This window comes from Shewanella sp. KT0246 (genome assembly GCF_019654955.1).
GTDB lineage: Bacteria > Pseudomonadota > Gammaproteobacteria > Enterobacterales > Shewanellaceae > Shewanella > Shewanella goraebulensis.
The window spans coordinates 1-18,501 of record NZ_BPEV01000037.1 but is presented as its reverse complement, the minus strand read 5'-3'; the positions used below and the strand labels follow the sequence as shown (position 1 = coordinate 18,501).

Annotated in this window: 13 protein-coding genes; 7 read left to right on the top strand and 6 right to left on the bottom strand. The window is 39.9% G+C overall.

Annotated features, from left to right (window positions below; translation table 11 throughout):
* Window positions 1-636 precede the first annotated feature (636 nt).
* Window positions 637-1,506 (bottom strand): OmpA family protein, encoded by an 870-nt coding sequence (locus tag K5Q58_RS16605; RefSeq protein ID WP_220755017.1) that lies wholly within the window; start codon window positions 1,504-1,506, stop codon window positions 637-639.
* A gap of 138 nt (window positions 1,507-1,644) precedes the next feature.
* Between K5Q58_RS16605 and rnt the strand changes: the two genes are divergently transcribed.
* A complete protein-coding gene (gene rnt / locus K5Q58_RS16600) occupies window positions 1,645-2,322 on the top strand; it encodes a ribonuclease T (RefSeq protein ID WP_220755016.1) in 678 nt (225 codons plus the stop codon).
* A gap of 74 nt (window positions 2,323-2,396) precedes the next feature.
* On the opposite strand, the gene K5Q58_RS16595 is transcribed toward rnt, so the two are convergent.
* Window positions 2,397-3,002, bottom strand: coding sequence for a peroxiredoxin (locus K5Q58_RS16595; protein ID WP_102528360.1), 606 nt, complete (start codon window positions 3,000-3,002; stop codon window positions 2,397-2,399).
* A 437-nt stretch (window positions 3,003-3,439) separates the two neighbouring features.
* Between K5Q58_RS16595 and K5Q58_RS16590 the strand changes: the two genes are divergently transcribed.
* A complete protein-coding gene (locus K5Q58_RS16590) occupies window positions 3,440-4,762 on the top strand; it encodes a Na+/H+ antiporter family protein (RefSeq protein ID WP_220755015.1) in 1,323 nt (440 codons plus the stop codon).
* Window positions 4,763-4,868: 106 nt separating this feature from the next.
* Here K5Q58_RS16590 and upp read toward each other — a convergent pair whose 3' ends face one another.
* A complete protein-coding gene (gene upp / locus K5Q58_RS16585) occupies window positions 4,869-5,495 on the bottom strand; it encodes a uracil phosphoribosyltransferase (RefSeq protein ID WP_220755014.1) in 627 nt (208 codons plus the stop codon).
* Window positions 5,496-5,736: 241 nt separating this feature from the next.
* Here upp and purM point away from each other — a divergent pair, with 241 nt between their 5' ends.
* Entirely contained in the window at window positions 5,737-6,774 is a 1,038-nt protein-coding gene (purM, locus tag K5Q58_RS16580; RefSeq protein ID WP_220755013.1) for a phosphoribosylformylglycinamidine cyclo-ligase, read from the top strand.
* Window positions 6,775-7,419, top strand: a complete 645-nt coding sequence (gene purN / locus K5Q58_RS16575; RefSeq protein WP_220755012.1) for a phosphoribosylglycinamide formyltransferase — start codon at window positions 6,775-6,777, stop codon at window positions 7,417-7,419. It begins immediately after the preceding gene.
* 94 nt (window positions 7,420-7,513) lie between these two features.
* Here purN and cysB read toward each other — a convergent pair whose 3' ends face one another.
* On the bottom strand, window positions 7,514-8,488 hold the full coding sequence (gene cysB / locus K5Q58_RS16570; RefSeq protein WP_102528355.1) for an HTH-type transcriptional regulator CysB: 975 nt from the start codon (window positions 8,486-8,488) through the stop codon (window positions 7,514-7,516).
* A 357-nt stretch (window positions 8,489-8,845) separates the two neighbouring features.
* Between cysB and K5Q58_RS16565 the strand changes: the two genes are divergently transcribed.
* Window positions 8,846-9,631: a hypothetical protein gene (locus tag K5Q58_RS16565; RefSeq protein ID WP_220755011.1), complete on the top strand. Its 786-nt coding sequence runs from the start codon at window positions 8,846-8,848 to the stop codon at window positions 9,629-9,631.
* Window positions 9,632-9,945: 314 nt separating this feature from the next.
* Here K5Q58_RS16565 and topA read toward each other — a convergent pair whose 3' ends face one another.
* A complete protein-coding gene (gene topA, locus K5Q58_RS16560) occupies window positions 9,946-12,609 on the bottom strand; it encodes a type I DNA topoisomerase (RefSeq protein ID WP_220755010.1) in 2,664 nt (887 codons plus the stop codon).
* Between the two features lie 360 nt (window positions 12,610-12,969).
* Here topA and astB point away from each other — a divergent pair, with 360 nt between their 5' ends.
* Entirely contained in the window at window positions 12,970-14,304 is a 1,335-nt protein-coding gene (gene astB / locus K5Q58_RS16555; protein ID WP_220755009.1) for an N-succinylarginine dihydrolase, read from the top strand.
* A 70-nt stretch (window positions 14,305-14,374) separates the two neighbouring features.
* Here astB and K5Q58_RS16550 read toward each other — a convergent pair whose 3' ends face one another.
* Entirely contained in the window at window positions 14,375-16,927 is a 2,553-nt protein-coding gene (locus tag K5Q58_RS16550; RefSeq protein WP_220755008.1) for a hypothetical protein, read from the bottom strand.
* Window positions 16,928-17,160: 233 nt separating this feature from the next.
* On the opposite strand from K5Q58_RS16550, the gene K5Q58_RS16545 reads away from it, so the two are divergent.
* The gene (locus K5Q58_RS16545) at window positions 17,161-18,465 is read left to right on the top strand and encodes a dicarboxylate/amino acid:cation symporter (RefSeq protein ID WP_220755007.1); all 1,305 of its coding nucleotides are present in this window, start codon (window positions 17,161-17,163) and stop codon (window positions 18,463-18,465) included.
* The last annotated feature ends 36 nt before the right edge of the window (window positions 18,466-18,501 follow it).

The following is an 18,501-nucleotide window of genomic DNA, read 5'->3' as shown; positions in this document are numbered from 1 at the left end:
ATAGGCTTATAGAAGATAAATTTATTTTATTATTTTAGTTTTTACTGTACATAAGCTGACTTTTAACAATTGTATATCATTACTTAAAACGCTTAAATCGACTAAATATGCACTCACCATGCTTATAAAGTATGTTTTAATCCACTTTACTCACTTAAGCGTGATTACACTATAATCGAACTCAATAGTTCAGATTAGTTTTACTAATGATAAATTGAAATTTTTCTAGTTTGTCAATCTAGAGCAATCTCTCTAATATGTATCTTGTTTTCAGGACATAGCTAATTTAGTTATTGAAAACCAAGAACTCCAAGATGATGTACCCCAATACCTCATCTTATCCCTGGTTCTTATGCTTGACTTCCTTCCTTGAATTTGTGAATACAAATTGTTTGGCCCGCTTACTTTAAGCGGGCTTTTTTTTATCTAAAAATTTACCCTTTAAAACCATTTAAAATCTACCGATGCTTCAAGCATAAAAAATGGCTTAGCTCATAAAGCTAAACCATTATCGCAGTTCTATTACCATCAAAAGTAACACAAACCATATTAAGGTCATCAAATTACTAACACCGGAATAAGTAACATCAAAATCAGCATCAACCAGTTGTCAGTTAACCTTCCTTATGACTAATCTTAAATGCTTTTAGAAATCTTAATCACAACTCGGCGGTTACGGGCTCTTTCTTCCATTAAGTTATTAGAAGCAACATGTCGCCTTTCACCATGGCCGGTTTTATGAATACGGCTTTCTTCAATGCCGCTAGCCACTAGAATGTCCGCAACAGAGTCCGCACGACGTTCAGAAACCCGCTGGTTAGTCGAGCGTCCACCATAACTGTCGGTATAAGCGTCCACGAAAATCAATTCAACATCAGAGTCATATGATAAATACTCTTTTACGCGATTAAGTTGCTGTTTAGAGAAACGGGTTAAATTAGTACCACCCTCTTCATAATTTAATACTGTAAATGCAATATCGTCGAAGCCGTAAGGTAATAATGTCGATAAACATGAGCGAAACTGTCTATATTGGCCACCAAAATTTGCTGCCGATAAACCTACTGCCACTTTATCTGCCTTGTTATACCAATCAGCATAATAAAAAGTAGGCTGCATCCCCTTACTTAATTCCGATAGCATTGACCAGGCTGCTTGTTTAGGTACTTCGCCATTAAATTGCTTTTGATACTTAAGTTTAGTAATTGCTTTTTCATTAACGCCTGGACGCCATTGAGGGGCTTTGCTGATAAGCTCGGCATTAGTGACTTGATCAGGTTTATTCCACATATCTAAGGTAAAGTTTAGATTCAAATCTTTACCCGCTTTACTCGTAAAAACGGCTCTACCGTAGTCAGGGATATCATGCTCTAGTCGGCATTCAATCGGACTATTTTGGCTAATGCGCCACATTGAATCATCTAAAGACGCAACATAGTGCTGTAAATCTGCTTGCACAGAAAACACACACCCTAAGCTTGATAATAGAATTGCTTTACGCCACATAAAAACACCCTGTCAGATAGTCACATTTCTGTATCGGCAAAGTTTTATTATTCTTTAGCAGAGAAATCGCACAATCAAACATGACACTGAGCCACAGTTTTAGCATAATAGCCGACATATTAGAGAATGAGGTTTTTAATGAGCGATATCTGCGACGCAAACAAATTCAAACACCGCTTTAGAGGCTACTTTCCTGTTGTTATCGATGTCGAGACCGCAGGTTTCAATGCCGCAACTGATGCGTTGCTAGAAATAGCTGTCACCACCCTTAAAATGAATGATGATGGTTTTATTGAACTTGATAAAACCCAACACTTTCATATTGAGCCTTTTGAAGGTGCAAACCTTGAACCTGAAGCATTAGCGTTTAATGGTATCGATCCAACTAATCCTTTACGTGGCGCTGTCGATGAAAAGCAAGCGTTCCTAGAAATTTTCAAGCATGTGAAGAAAGCACAAAAAGCGGCTGACTGTCATCGCTGTATCATTGTGGCTCACAATGCTGCATTTGATATTGGCTTTGTTAATAAAGCCATTGAACGCAACGACTTAAAACGTTCTCCATTCCACCCATTCGCAACTTTCGATACCGCAACGCTAGCCGGATTAGCTATCGGCCACACCGTACTTGCTAAGGCATGTAAAATGGCAGGAATCGACTTTGACAATAAAGAAGCGCACTCAGCCTTGTACGACACAGAACGAACTGCAGAATTATTCTGTTATATCGTCAATAAGTGGAAAACTTTGGGCGGTTGGCCAATGGTGAGTGAAGAAGTTGATGAAGTAGAAGTAAAAGAAGCGTCAGAGAGTTAGCACCAATTCAATGCACTTTTAAAAGACACAAAAAAAGCTGCCTAGGCAGCTTTTTTAATATCTAACAAAAGCGATTAAAGCTTGTCAGAGTTATCTTTTAGGTAAGAAGCAACACCTTCAGTCGTTGCAGTCATTCCTTTGTCGCCTTTTTCCCAACCAGCAGGACAAACTTCACCGTGCTCTTCGTGGAATTGTAACGCATCGATCATACGTAGCATTTCGTCAACGTTACGTCCTAGTGGTAAATCGTTAACCACTTGATGACGAACTTGACCTTCTTTGTCGATTAAGAAAGATGCACGGAAAGCAACACCTGCTTCTGGATGCTCAACGTCGTATGCTTTACAGATTTCGTGCTTAACGTCAGCAACTAGTGTGTAGTTAACTTCACCGATACCGCCTTTATCTACAGCAGTATTTCTCCAAGCGTGATGAGAGAACTGAGAATCGATTGAAACACCGATAACTTCAACGCCACGTTTAGTGAACTCTTCAATACGGTGATCAAAAGCAATCAACTCTGAAGGACACACGAAAGTGAAATCTAGTGGGTAGAAGAAAACAACTGCTGACTTACCTTTAATCGCGGTAGATAGATTGAAACTATCAACGATTTCACCAGTACCAAGAACCGCTGCGGCAGTAAAATCTGGGGCCGGACGGCCTACTAATACGCTCATTTTATATCTCCATCTATGGATTGAAAAAAACTTAAAAACAATGCCTGTTAATCTGAGTAGCATTATACCCAAACTAAAGCATTATGCGAGACAGCTCACACAATTGCTTCAACTTGAAATGAATCTGTATCTTGGATAATTGCGATATACCTTACCCCTAATTGATTAAAGAAATAAGTCCTTTAAGATGAAATATGTTTTACCTGCTGAAAAAACAGTCCACTTGTCGATAAGAAAAAGGCAAATGAATAATTTGCTTTATACAAAAGATTATATTCAACATAACGACAGGCCTTGTTACATCAATGAAAAACCCTCCTTACATGAATACACTTTTTGTAAACTGAATAGAGATAAACTGGACATGACGTTTGATACGGACAAGAATGACTTCACTATGTCTATCTAATAACAAAACTAAATAAGAAAAAATTAATATGAATGCGGTCGTAATTGCTGTCACCTTAATGCTTGCATTAAGTCTCATGCGTGTGAATGTTGTCATCGCACTAACTGTAAGCGCACTTGTTGCAGGGTTAGTTGGAGGCTTAGATATTCATCAAACCATCGCAGCCTTTAATGATGGTCTTGGCGGAGGTGCACAAATTGCTTTAAGTTATGCCTTACTTGGCGCCTTTGCTGCCGCTTTATCGCATTCTGGCTTAACCACACTCATTTCTCACAACATTATTAAAAAAGTGGGTAAAGAACCAAATAGCACCAACACATTAGTTGTGCGTTGGTTATTACTTGCTTCCATTTTATTAATGGCAATAAGTTCGCAAAATATTCTGCCAATCCATATTGCGTTTATTCCAATTTTGATCCCGCCATTACTGCATGTATTAAGCAAACTACAAATCGATAGACGCTTAGTTGCTTGTATTATCACTTTTGGTCTTGTTACCACTTATATGATTTTACCGATCGGCTTTGGTGGTATTTTCTTAAATGATATTTTATTGGCTAACTTGAACAACAATGGTCTTGAAGCAGTTAAAGAACAAATTCCAACCGCTATGCTTCTACCTGCGCTAGGAATGATTACTGGCTTATTAACAGCAGTGTTCATTACTTACCGTAAACCACGAATTTATGAAGCGAAGGATATTGTTGCAGACCAAAGTGAAGAAGTGGGAATTAACAAGAAGACCATAATCATTTCGCTTGTGGCTATCGTTGCAACGTTAGTGGTTCAATTACAAACTGACTCAATGATATTCGGTGCATTAACAGGTTTCATCATCTTCCGTTTCTCAGGCATTATTAAACCTGATGTCAGGCAAGATATGTTTAACCAAGGTGTATTGATGATGGCCAATATTGGTTTCATCATGATTGCAGCAGCGGGTTTTGCTGCGGTAGTAAAATCCACTGGTGAAGTCAGCACCCTTGTTACTTCGTTAGGCGACATTATTGGTGACAATAAAGCCTTAGCAGCCTTGCTCATGCTGGTTGTAGGGTTATTAATTACTATGGGCATTGGTTCTTCATTCTCAACCATTCCAATTATCGCTACCATTTATGTACCATTAGCACTCACCTTTGGCTTTTCAGTTGCAGCAACAATCGCATTAGTGGGTACAGCAGCAGCTTTGGGTGATGCAGGCTCACCTGCTTCAGATTCAACCTTAGGCCCAACAGCAGGTCTAAATGCTGACGGACAGCACGATCATATCCGTGACAGTGTTATCCCGACCTTTATTCACTACAACATTCCGCTTATCGGCTTTGGCTGGATTGCAGCAATGGTACTTTAGTAGTCGATAGCATTATCAGTCTTGAACAATATGAAGTCGTAAATACTGATTAAGACCCAATAAAAAAGGAGCCAACGGCTCCTTTTTTATTATCGGTTTACTAAATTTATTTAGTACCGAAAATCTTATCCCCAGCATCACCAAGACCCGGTAAAATATAACCCTGCTCATTTAAGCAGTCATCGATTGATGCTGTATATAGTTCGATATCTGGATGTGCAGCTTCTAAAGCCTTAATACCTTCAGGCGCAGCAACTAATACCAGTGCTTTTATTGACACACAGCCACGCTTTTTAAGTAAGTCGATAGTCGCAATCATCGAACCGCCTGTTGCCAGCATAGGATCGACCACAATCGCCACACGCTCATCAACATTGCTAACGAGTTTGTCAAAATATGGAACTGGTTCTAAAGTTTCTTCGTCACGGTAAATACCGACAACAGAAATTTTAGCACTAGGCATATGCTCTAATACGCCATCCATCATCCCCAATCCTGCTCGAAGAATAGGGACAACTGTCACCTTCTTACCTTTGATCTGTTCAATCTCAACAGGGCCGTTCCAGCCATTAATAGTGACAGTTTCTGTTTCAAAGTCTGCTGTTGCTTCGTACGTTAATAAGCTACCAACTTCTGTGGCTAACTCACGAAAACGTTTAGTACTGATTTCAGCTTCACGCATTAAGCCTACTTTATGACGAATTAACGGGTGTTTTACTTCAACGACTTTCATTTTTGCACTCCTGATGATGAGATATTTTTCGCAAATTGTTCAAATTCTAGTTTATTTATTCTCTTTATAAAACATAAGGTTTCATAATTGCAGCCAATCTCACGCTAAACAGCTAAAAGCATTACAGAAAACTGTTTTCATAATCGGATAAAGCTAAATCATGACTTTCGACGCCTACCACAAGCTGATAGAATAGCGCCGCATAAAATCCCATAAAACGATGTACCCTAGAGGATCCTCCGTGAGCACTCCTACACCACTTAGCTACAAAGACGCTGGCGTTGATATCGATGCTGGTAATGCATTAGTCAATAATATTAAATCTGCGGTAAAACGCACTCACCGTCCTGAAGTAATGGGCAACCTAGGTGGTTTTGGCGCTCTTTGCGAATTGCCAACTAAGTATAAACACCCAGTATTAGTCTCTGGTACTGACGGTGTTGGAACCAAGTTACGTTTAGCCATTGATTACAAAAAGCACGACACTGTTGGTGTTGATTTAGTTGCTATGTGTGTAAATGACTTAATCGTATCTGGTGCTGAACCTTTGTTCTTCCTAGATTACTACGCAACTGGCAAGTTAGATGTTGAAACTGCCACTTCAGTTGTTAACGGTATTGCTGAAGGCTGTCATCAATCAGGTTGTGCATTAATCGGTGGTGAAACTGCTGAAATGCCTGGTATGTATGAAGGTGAAGATTACGATTTAGCGGGTTTTTGTGTTGGTGTCGCTGAAAAAGAAGCTATCATCGACGGGACTAAAGTTAAATCTGGTGACGCACTTATTGCACTAGGTTCAACTGGCCCTCACTCAAATGGTTACTCTTTAGTACGTAAAGTATTAGAAGTAAGCAAGGCAGATCCTCAACAAGATCTTGCTGGTAAACCGCTTATAGAGCATTTATTAGAACCTACCAAGATTTATGTAAAGCCTTTACTTAAGTTGCTTGAGCAAACTGAAGTTCATGCAATGGCGCATATTACTGGTGGTGGATTCTGGGAAAACATCCCACGCGTATTACCTGACGATTGCAAAGCAGTTGTTAAAGGCGACTCTTGGCAGTGGCCTGTTGTTTTCGACTGGTTAATGGAAAACGGCAACATAGAGCAGTTTGAAATGTACCGCACCTTTAACTGTGGTGTAGGTATGATTATTGCCCTTCCTGCTGAAAAAGTAGAGTCAGCACTTGAACTACTTAAAGCTGAAGGTGAAAACGCTTGGTTAATCGGTGAAATTGCAAATCGTCAAGGTGACGAAGAGCAAGTGGAGATTAACTAGATGTCTGAATGCTGCCGCGTTCTTGTTCTTATCTCAGGTAACGGTACTAACTTACAAGCCATTATTGATGGTTGTGATGATAACCTTAACGCTGAAGTTGTTGGTGTTATTAGCAACAAACCTGATGCTTACGGACTTGTCCGTGCTCATCATGGTGAAATCAATACAAGTTGTGTTATCGCCCGTAAGGATGAAAGCCGCCAGCAATATGACATGCGTTTACAGCAAGCCATTGAGCAGTATCAGCCAGATTTAATTGTGCTTGCTGGCTTCATGCGTATTTTATCTGATGAGTTCGTTAGTCAATATATGGGTAAGATGATCAATATCCACCCTTCTTTATTGCCTAAATATGCAGGGCTGCATACTCATCAAAGAGCATTAGATGCCAAAGATACTGAGCATGGTGCGAGTGTTCACTTTGTCATTCCTGAACTGGATGCTGGGCCTGTTGTATTGCAGGCTAAAGTCCCTGTTTATGAAGATGATACAGTAGAAACCTTATCTAGCCGTGTTCATGAACAAGAGCATGCTATCTACCCGCTAGTGGTAAAATGGTTTAGCTTAAACCGATTAAAAATGGTGGATAAAAAAGCCTATTTGGATGACCAACTTATTGGTATTCACGGTTACGCACCTGATTAATTTGTTTAATAAAGCTTAAAAATTAAAAATCTCGCCTTGGCGAGATTTTTTGTTTTTATCGATTCAAACTGACCTAACAGGTTGAAATCATAAATTAGCGAACGGGTAAATCCATTCCGGCAAACATCTCATCAATCAGTTGTTGGTCCCGCAATGCTACCGCCTTCTCTACGACATCACGAGTTAAGTGCGGCGCAAAGTTATACATGAAGTCGTACATATAACTACGTAAAAAGCTACCGCGTCTAAAGCCAATTTTTGTCGTGCTATGGGCAAATAAATGTCTCGCATCAATTGCCACTAAGTCTTTATCAATCACTGGATCAATTGCCATTGAAGCGATAACACCGACACCAAGTCCTAATCTCACATAGGTTTTAAGTACATCAGCACTGGTGGCACTGAATACGACTCTTGGCTCTAGCTCAGCCTTCTTGAATGACTTTTCAATTTCAGATGCTTTGTCGAAACCAAATACATAAGTTACCAATGGAAACTCAGCCAAATCTTCAATAGTCAGGGTTTTACGATTAGCTAACGGATGATCTCGGGTAACAACAATCGAACGATTCCAGTGATAACAAGGTAACATAATTAAGTCTGAGTATAGGTGCATTGCTTCTGTTGCAATTGCGAAATCAGCATCACCTCTTGCAGCTTGCTCACTAATTTGCGAAGGCGTCCCTTGATGCATGTGCAAGTTCACTTTTGGGTAGCGCTTAATAAAAGGCTTAATGACTTGTGGAAGCGCATAACGGGCTTGTGTATCAGTTGTCGCAATATTGAGTTCACCTTGATTAGGTTGGGTATACTCTTCTGAGACTTTTTTAATACTTTCAACTTTACCTAAAATATCATTGGAAATATCGATCACTAATTGGCCAGCTGGTGTCACATGAGTTAAATGCTTACCACTGCGGCCAAAGATTTGTATCCCCAGCTCATCTTCAAGCATTCTGACTTGTTTACTGATCCCTGGCTGCGAGGTGTAAAGGTCTTCTGCTGTTGCTGAGACATTTAAATTGTGTTTTACCACTTCTGCAATATATCTTAGTTGCTGTAATTTCATGTTACTACCTTCGTGTTGCACCAGATGTGAATCAGTTTTATTTACTAGAAACTTTCGATAGAAACTAAACTGTTCAAATAAAACACAACCAAAACAGTTTATGAAAGATTTCGTTATAGCTAAATGTTATAGACGATCTAAATTATTAAATCAAATAGTAATAACGAGTTTGAGAATTTTGCATGTTATTGGCCTCTAATGGTAACCTTGCGGACTCAGTCCAAAGTTATAGCAATTCTTAACGATTTGAATGACTTTTTATACGACACTGTTCGTGTCTTGCGCTAAGATATAAACTACAAATTTAATAAAAGTGGTAACAAACCACTCTGCTGTTAATTATTGAACGGAAACCATATGACCTTTACCTTGGTATTGATACTGTTAGGTGCACTTTTTATTCTGATCATTGGTATTAGTGTTATTCAGCAACAAAAAGAACGTGCTGAAGCAGAACGTAGAATGGAATTAAAACGCCATAGAGCTATCATTAATGAAACCGAAAACGTTTTATCTAACACAGGCTTGGCATCATTTCCTAGCAGTGTAATTTTAGTGCTTTACAAGCGGATTAATGAAGCGCTTGAAATGTCCCTAACCCATCTTGAAAATCAACCACAACAAGCGGATTACCAACGTCGCTTAGTCGATATCCAAACTCAAATCACGACTTTAAGCTCTAGTCCATCACAAGCTTTAGCGATTGAAAACTTTCGCTTACCGGACAATGACAAGCAAATTTTAGAATTAGTACAGATGCTCAAGAAGCTTAAAGCTATTGTTAGAGCTGAAAACAACAAAGGTAAACTAGACCCGCAAGTGTTTGCTGAAGCAGAAAACCGTATAGATAGCTACCAATTGCGCATTAATGTTGAGTCAATGCTTTCACGTTCACGCGCTGCTAACTCGCTAAAACAATTTGGTTCATCTAAACAAATGGTGTCCAAAGCACTAGCAACATTGCAGGCTATTAAAGCTAAAACACCTAATGACCCTTTCATTAGTCGTAAAGTTGAAGAAGCGAAAGAGTTGTTAGAAGAGATTGATTCTCAGCAGAAACAGTTGAACCCTCAAGCGGTCAAAACACCTAAAGATGACGAAGATGATATCGATATGCTATTCCAACCTAAGAAGAAATGGTAAAGCGCTCATTAGGTTTTTCAAGCATATAAGTTGATTATTTAATTAAAGCCTCGAAAGAGGCTTTTTTGTATTTGTGAAAAAGTATGTAATTACTTAACAATAGATTGAATGGGTCTAACTGATGAGTCACTTTGGCTAAGTATCTATTTGGTACCCTAGTATGTTAAATGAGCCTACGAGTTAATCTTGAAAGGCACAAATCATTGATTTAATATTTTTACCTTTAAAAACAAAGGCATACATCGGATCCCAGCTAAAAATCAGAAACAAAAATGGGACCCTTAGGTCCCATTTAAATTTAAAGCTTAATCAAATTAAGAGGCTTTTTTCTTGACCGCTTTTTTTGCTGGCTTTTTCTTAGTAGATTCGCTTACCCACTTGCCACCAATAAACTTCGAAGACCAACCTGTCGCTTTGCCATCAACTTCAGTCGCAACATATTGCTCCTTAGTTTTACGGCTAAATTTAACGGCGGCTTTATTACCATCATCATCTGTAACCGGGGCATCAGCTAGGTACTGATATTTTGGCCATAGTTGGTCACGGTAATGCACAAGCTCTTCAACTAACGGTGCACGAGTCTCACGGGATTTAGGGAATGTACTTGCAGCTAGGAAAATACCTGCAGCGCCGTCACGTAAAACGAAATGCGCGTCAGACTTTGTACATTTTAAATCAGGTAAGAAGATCGGATCTTCTTTTGGCGGCGCTGCTTCACCGCTCTTAAGCAGCTTACGAGTATTTTTACACTCTGTATTAGTACAGCCAAAGTACTTACCGAAGCGACCATTTTTAAGTTCCATATCATTGCCGCATTTATCACACTCAATGATTGGGCCTTCATAGCCTTTAATCTTGAACTGTCCCGCTTCGATTTCGTACCCTTCACACGTTGGGTTATTACCACAAACATGCAATTTACGGCCTTCATCGATTAAGTAGCTGTCCATTGCTGTGCCACATTTACCACAACGATGTTTGGCGCGAAGAGCATCAGTTTCAGCATCTTCATTATCACTAACCGCTTCTTCACCAGGCGTTAAGTTCATTGTCGTCTTACAACGTTCTTTCGGCGGCAATGCATAACCTGAACAACCTAGGAATACACCGGTTGTACCTGTGCGGATCCCCATTGGACGGCCACAAGTAGGACATTTAATGTCTTCAGCAAGTACCATCTCATTGAGACGCATACCACCTTCTTCAGGATCTAACTCAGCATTTTTGAGCTGCTTAGTTAATTCAGCATAGAAACCATCAAGTACGGTTTTCCACTCTAACTTACCTTGAGCTACGTCATCGAGCGTTTGCTCCATGCTAGCAGTAAAGTCAAAGTTCATAATGTCGCTAAAGCTTTCAACTAGGCGGTCACTAACGATTTCACCCATCTTTTCAGCGAAGAATCGACGGTTTTCAACTTTGACATAACCACGATCTTGAATCGTAGAAATAATCGTTGCATAGGTTGATGGACGACCGATACCGCGTTTTTCAAGTTCTTTGACCAATGATGCTTCACTAAAGCGCGCTGGCGGTTTAGTAAAATGCTGTTTCGGCAATAGCTCATTAAGGTCTAACACATCACCTTTATCTAAAGGTGGTAAAGTGTTGTCTTCATCATTCTTCTTACCCATTGGTGGCTGAACTTTAGTCCAACCATCAAAACGTAATGTGCGACCACTGGCTTTTAATTCGTAATCACCTGCGGTAACAGTAAGACGAGTTGCATCATATTTGGCAGGCATCATCTGACAAGCAACAAATTGTCGCCAAATGAGCTCATAAAGACGCTGAGCGTCTCTTTCCATATCTGTTAAAGATGCTGACTGTACGATGACGTTTGACGGCCTGATAGCTTCATGCGCCTCTTGAGCACCTTCTTTGCTACCATAACGTAATGGTTGTTCAGGTAAATACTTCTTACCGTACTCTGAACCAATCATGTCACGCACGCCTTCAACGGCTTCTTTACTTAAGTTTGTAGAATCGGTACGCATATAAGTAATATGGCCCGCTTCGTACAAACGTTGCGCCATCATCATGGTCTTCTTAACACCGAAACCAAGTCGCGTACTCGCAGCTTGTTGCAGTGTAGAAGTAATATATGGTGCAGAAGGTTTGCTTGATGTCGCTTTGTCATCACGACCAGTGACAACAAACTTGGCATCTTTTAATGCATCTAGTGCAACTTGAGCTTGAGCTTCATTAATCGGGCTAAATGCCGCTGATTGAAACTTGGCAACTTGCATTTTAAGCTTTTGCTGCTGTGAAGTAGCTAGGTCAGCATGAACATCCCAGAATTCTTCTGGCACAAATGCTTTAATCTCGCCTTCACGTTCAACCACTAGACGCACTGCAACCGATTGAACTCGACCAGCAGATAAACCGCGCGCTACTTTTTTCCAAAGTAATGGTGACACCATGAAACCCACAACGCGATCGAGGAATCGACGAGCTTGTTGTGCATTAACCATATTGGTATCAAGAGCTGAAGGCTCACTGAAAGCATCTTGGATAGCAGATTTGGTAATTTCGTTAAAGACAACTCGTTGATAACGAGATTCGTCACCACCAATGATCTCTTGTAAATGCCAAGCAATTGCTTCTCCCTCTCTATCCAAATCGGTTGCGAGATAGATGTGGTCGGCTTTTTCAGCAAGCGCTTTTAATTCTTTAACGACTTTTTCTTTACCAGGTAATATTTGGTATTTAGCAGCCCAGCCTTTTTCAGGGTTAATTCCCATACGAGCCACTAACGCACGTTTATCACGTTGTAGCTTATACTTGGCTTTCTCTTCAGGGGCCATTTTCCTAACTTCAGCAGGCGTTTTAGTCGCAACCTTGCTGTCAGGCGATGATGATGTAGGCAAATCACGGATATGACCTACACTCGATTTAACGATGAATTCTTTACCAAGGTATTTATTAATAGTCTTGGCTTTGGCCGGCGATTCGACAATAACTAGCGATTTACCCATAGTTTAATTTGCGCCAAAAAGTCTCTGATAGATTAAATTGGTTCCATATATAGAGTGTTGAGACGAATGTTTCAAGTAAATACCTCTAATATGTGTCCAGCGAGCCATTTTTTAATCAATTATAAAAAATGAAAAAAAATAATATTGCGTTAATTAAAAGTAATATTTCATTATTTATGGTCTAGCAAGTAAAAGTTGTGCATGTTTAGTCACTTTTTCAATTTTTGAGACCAAAGTCACCGCTTGTTAAGGCCTATTTCATCAGTATACTGGCTGTATTCTTGCAGTACCTAGCAGCAAATGAACTCATTTTCATAACAATATTTCATAACAATAATAAATATTTTTTAAGGATAATAAATGAAGCACTTCGAAGCGAACTTTGATGGACTTGTCGGACCAACCCACAATTATGCAGGTTTATCTTTTGGTAATGTAGCCTCATATAGCAACGCTGCGCAAGCTTCAAATCCAAAGTCTGCCGCGAAGCAAGGACTGAAAAAAGCAAAAGCACTTGCTGACTTAGGTATGATTCAAGGAGTATTAGCCCCTCAAGAACGTCCTGACCTTCACTCTCTTCGCCGTATGGGTTTTGCAGGTTCTGACACTGAAGTACTAAACCAAGCCGCTAAGCATGCTCCTGCTTTATTAAATGCCTGTTGCAGTGCATCATCAATGTGGACTGCAAATGCGGCCACAGTCTCACCGAGTGCTGATACTCGCGATGGGAAAGTGCATTTCACACCAGCAAACTTGGTCGATAAGCTGCACCGCAGCATTGAGCCGTTAACGACAGGTAATATTCTAAAAGCGACATTTAAAGATGAGCGTTTTTTTAAGCATCATCTGCATTTACCTGAACACGCAAGTTTTGGTGATGAAGGCGCAGCCAATCACACTCGCCTTTGCCAGGATTACGGCCACTCAGGTGTAGAGCTATTTGTTTACGGACAAGAAGCAACTAATCCGAATGCAGTTAAACCGACTAAATACCCAGCTAGGCAAACATTAGAAGCGTCACAAGCTGTTGCTCGCTTGCATCAACTAGATGAAGAAAGCAGCGTCTTTATGCAGCAAAACCCAAGCGTGATTGATCAAGGTGTATTTCATAACGATGTGATTTCAGTTGGTAACCAAAATGTATTGTTCTATCACGAACAAGCTTTTTTAAATACTGAAGCCAAATTTGAAGAAATCCGCAGCAAGATGAACACCGATGTGCACTTTATTAAAGTCGCAACGGATCAAGTTTCAATTAACGATGCTGTTAAGAGTTATTTATTTAATACTCAGATTATTACCCTACCAAACGGCGAAATGGCGATTATTGCGCCTACTAACTGTCAAGAGAACCCTGCGGTATTTGCTTACCTCAATGAGCTGGTGACTTTAGGCACGCCTATTAAACAAGTACAGTATTATGATGTGAAACAAAGTATGCAAAATGGCGGCGGCCCTGCTTGTTTACGTCTGCGGGTTGCAATGAGTGAATTAGAAATATCAGCCGTTAATCAAAACACATTAATGAATGATGCATTATTTAATCGACTAAATGTCTGGGTAGATAAACATTACCGCGACAGTTTAGAAGTAAAGGACTTAGCTGATCCGCAATTAATAATTGAATCACGCACCGCGTTAGATGAATTAACCCAGATTTTAAAATTGGGCAGTGTTTATCAATTCCAAAAGTAAATAATACTTCTTTTAATAAGCATAAAAAATGCCGCTCAATGAGCGGCATTTTTGTATCTTATGATTCAAGTTAAAGTATTTTAATTGGAATTGATAGCACTTCTGTTAATACGCCTCCGGGGGTTTCAGTTGTTACTGAGAACACACCCGAATTGGGTTCATCTTCACCTTTTAGCGATACGGCTAAATCAAGGCCACCGTTATGGTTTGAGCTAGGCCATGTAATTGTCGAGGTACTACTTACAGCCCCTGCAGACGCTTTAAAGGTCACTGTGGTACCAGCTGGTAATTGCTGATTATGTAAATCAGAAAGAGTAAATACTACACTAGCAGAACCTTTACCAATAATTTGAATTGGAGAATTTCCGTCATGCTCTCGGTCAACTACAATTGGGTTCCCATCAACATCTTCCCCACTTTCTTCATCAAATATTTTAATGTCTTCAGGTAGAGACACAACAGCAGTACTTCCTGACATCACGATTACAATACTACGTCTTACAAATAATGACTTAGAATCACTCACCCCATCAGCACAACCTGCGTGAACAGGGTCTGAACAAAGCACACCATTGTATAAACCATCAGCTTTGTCAAAAACGGTATTGACATTGAAATCAATCAATTCTTCTAATGAACCACCATCAAGACCTTTTAAAGCATCATCAGCTTGTGGATTGAAAACTGTATCTTCATTGTAATCATTAAATGCATCATCTAAATCAAACTTCTCACCAGTAACATCAGTACCAGTTAAAAATTCATTCATTTCATCGGCATCAAAGCGACCATTACCATTCAAATCTGGGAATGATTCTTCACCAATAGCAGTGGCAGTAATTGTTGCTCGACCACCATAAGGTTGGCCATAATAGTTACCGGAAACAATATTATCTTCTTCACAAGTTGGATCTTCTGTTTTGTCCGATAATTTATAGCACTTTAGATCTTGTATTGGGCTTAATACTTGAACTCCTAGAGCATCATAAAAGCTTTTACCTTCGGGACGTGGTAACTGTGATGTCCACACAACCGAACAAGCACCATTGATAGTCTGACATGCATCTTCAATCGAACCACCTTCGGTTGTAAAAGATACTGTTGTTCCATCAGGCACAGGGTTATTGAATGCATCAGCCATTCGAGCTGTGACTTCAACCTCAGTCCCCTCTTTATTCCAACCTTCAGCGTTTAAAATTGTTGAAGATAATGAAAAACTGTCTTGGTCAGGAATACCCGTTGAAACAACTAATTGGCTTGATTGACTTGAAATAACAGGAGATGACCCCTGAATAGTGCCCGTAACTCGAACAGATGTTGCGACTGTACCAGTGGTTACCACTGTCTGAACAATGCCTTCATTATTAGTGGTCGCAGTAATTGGATCGATTGAAATGCCACCGACAACAGTATTTAACGAGAAATCTACAGCTTGATTAGCTACGACATTACTATTTTTATCAAGAACTTGAAACTTCACCACTGATGATTCAATACCACCGGTACCTAAAATTCCAATATTTTCAGGCTCAGCTGATACAAACACAATACTGCCAATATCAGACTGTAAAACATTGATAGTTGCAACAGCTGATAAACTGATACCACCCGCATTTGCAGTTACATTAATCTGATCTTCCCCAACACAACCTTGTGCTAGATAAGTAGATGTGGCAACGCCGTTTGAAGATGAAACTGGAGAACTTAATTGAGCCTGTGCAGGAACCTTTGTCGCACAAGTCGATGAAAAATTCACATCAATAGGTTGTGTGAATGGATTACCTTCCTCATCTTGTATAAGAACAGTAACTGTTGCTGTGCCACCAGCAGATAAATCAGAAGTGCTGACTTCAGCTACTCCCTCAGTAAAAGGAGAACCGCTTCCCATCACAACATTTGTTGCTCCGACAACAACAATCGCTTCGCCTTTCTCACCGGTAGAAAGTGATGCGGTAACTGTTCCTGCCCCTAAAGAGCTACCTGCATAAATATCTACAGATGCTTGATTCTCACCATTTGTTACCGCTGAAGTTATTGGCAAGTCACCAATTTCAGAACTAAACGAAACAATCGTTGGCTTGCTGATACCAGTTACTGTAGCAACTAAAACACCTGGAACAAGTGTACTAATCGTTTCAACTTCTTCACCAGCAGCATTATATAACTTGAGACTTACTTGGGATCCACCGCCCGCTTCACCACCATCGCCAAGCATAGTAAATGCAACAGTACCAGCTTCACCAGATGCGATACTGGCGGTCACAGAACCTGAGCCTGCAATTTCAGCTGAAAAGAGGTTAATAGTTGCAACGCCTTCTGAATTGGTTACAGCTGTTGCAGTTGAAACATCAAAAGAACCTAATTCTTGATTGCTCAACTCAAAGGTAACTAACTCACCAGAGACTGCGCCATTTATTGAACTTTTAACTGTAGCGGTTAATAGTGCTCCGGTAGTTGCATCTACTACTTCATCGGATGCGACTGAAGAAACCAGTTCAACTGTAAAAGTTTCAGTAGGAGTCGTTCCCCCACCACCGTCATCTGAAATGCTTCCTCCACCACTACAAGCGAAAAGAAAAATTGAACTCAAAAGCGCTAAAAATAGTCTTTGTGCTGACCTCATTGTCAGTCTCCCTGTTACATTAAAATCGTACTTAAGATTTATAATAGTTACTTATATCGCGATATTACACAAAAATCTGGTAACTTTTTTGTTACTCTACTGTTTTATTCGGCATTTTTCCTTAAAAACTTTAACTTTTACACCGTTTCATAAGATTTATTTTCCTGCTAGGCTTTAAAAGATAAATATAAAAATCATTAAAAATCGATGATTGAGATTGGAAGGAAGTAGTTTTGAATAAAAATAGTAAGCTTGGTTTAACAAGCAAAATCCTCATAGGTATGGGTGCGGGTATTCTTCTCGGATTAATTCTGAGAAACGTATTTCCAGAAAGCCTTTTTGTAAAAGACTATATAACCGAAGGCATTTTACATGTTGTCGGAACAATATTTATTTCAAGTTTGAAAATGTTAGTAGTACCACTCGTGTTTGTATCACTGGTTTGTGGTACAAGTTCATTGAGCGATCCCTCTAAATTAGGGCGACTAGGCGGTAAAACCATTGCCTTTTATATGTTCACTACTGCAATTGCACTCACCGTTGCAATCACACTCGCTATTATCGTTCATCCTGGTAATGCGTCACTTGCCACTTCAGCAATGGAATTCAGTGCCAAAGATGCACCAAGCCTTTCTGAAGTAGTGATTAACATTGTGCCGACTAACCCAATTGAAGCTATGAGCCAAGGCAACATGCTGCAAATTATCATTTTTGCAGTCATCTTTGGTTTTGCCATTTCTCATATTGGTGAACGCGGCGCTCGTGTATCCGCGCTATTTAATGACTTAAACGAAGTCATCATGCGTGTAGTAACGCTAGTCATGCAACTTGCACCATACGGTGTCTTTGCTCTAATGGCTAAGTTAAGCTTAACTCTTGGACTAGAAACCTTAGGCAGTGTGGTTCAATACTTCTTCTTAGTCATTTTCGTGTTGCTAGTACAGGCATTAGTGGTTTATCCAACACTGTTGAAAACATTTACTGGGCTCAGTCCATTTATGTTCTTGCGCAAGATGCGTGATGTTCAGCTATTTGCTTTCAGCACCGCGAGTTCAAATGCGACGTTACCTGTAACGATTGAAACATGTGAACACCGTTTAGGTGCTGACAATAAAGTCGCTTCATTTACTCTGCCTTTAGGTGCAACCATCAACATGGATGGCACTGCTATCATGCAAGGTGTTGCAACGGTATTTATTGCCCAAGTATTTGGTATTGAATTAGGTCTTATGGATTATGCCTTAGTGGTTGTAACCGCAACCTTAGCCTCTATCGGTACCGCTGGTGTTCCTGGTGTTGGTCTAATCATGCTTGCCATGGTACTTAACCAAGTTGGTCTTCCTGTTGAAGGTATTGCACTAATTATTGGTGTAGACCGTCTATTAGATATGATCCGTACAGCAGTAAACGTCACCGGTGACTCAGTAGCTACTGTCGTGATTGCTAAATCTGAAGGCGAGTTCAACGAAGAAATCTTTAATAACTCTCAAGCAGGTAAAGTTGGCTCAAGCTTTGAAGATCAAGTTAAAAATGCTTAGTTAATAATTTGTATTTTATGCGAATAAAAAGGCGCC

Bases quoted from the DNA above. Each gene is read 5' to 3' on its own strand.
- K5Q58_RS16605 (WP_220755017.1), bottom strand. From the start codon at position 1,506: ATGTGGCGTAAAGCAATTCTATTATCAAGCTTAGGGTGTGTGTTTTCT.
- rnt (WP_220755016.1), top strand. From the start codon at position 1,645: ATGAGCGATATCTGCGACGCAAACAAATTCAAACACCGCTTTAGAGGC.
- K5Q58_RS16595 (WP_102528360.1), bottom strand. From the start codon at position 3,002: ATGAGCGTATTAGTAGGCCGTCCGGCCCCAGATTTTACTGCCGCAGCG.
- K5Q58_RS16590 (WP_220755015.1), top strand. From the start codon at position 3,440: ATGAATGCGGTCGTAATTGCTGTCACCTTAATGCTTGCATTAAGTCTC.
- upp (WP_220755014.1), bottom strand. From the start codon at position 5,495: ATGAAAGTCGTTGAAGTAAAACACCCGTTAATTCGTCATAAAGTAGGC.
- purN (WP_220755012.1), top strand. From the start codon at position 6,775: ATGTCTGAATGCTGCCGCGTTCTTGTTCTTATCTCAGGTAACGGTACT.
- cysB (WP_102528355.1), bottom strand. From the start codon at position 8,488: ATGAAATTACAGCAACTAAGATATATTGCAGAAGTGGTAAAACACAAT.
- K5Q58_RS16565 (WP_220755011.1), top strand. From the start codon at position 8,846: ATGACCTTTACCTTGGTATTGATACTGTTAGGTGCACTTTTTATTCTG.
- topA (WP_220755010.1), bottom strand. From the start codon at position 12,609: ATGGGTAAATCGCTAGTTATTGTCGAATCGCCGGCCAAAGCCAAGACT.
- astB (WP_220755009.1), top strand. From the start codon at position 12,970: ATGAAGCACTTCGAAGCGAACTTTGATGGACTTGTCGGACCAACCCAC.
- K5Q58_RS16550 (WP_220755008.1), bottom strand. From the start codon at position 16,927: ATGAGGTCAGCACAAAGACTATTTTTAGCGCTTTTGAGTTCAATTTTT.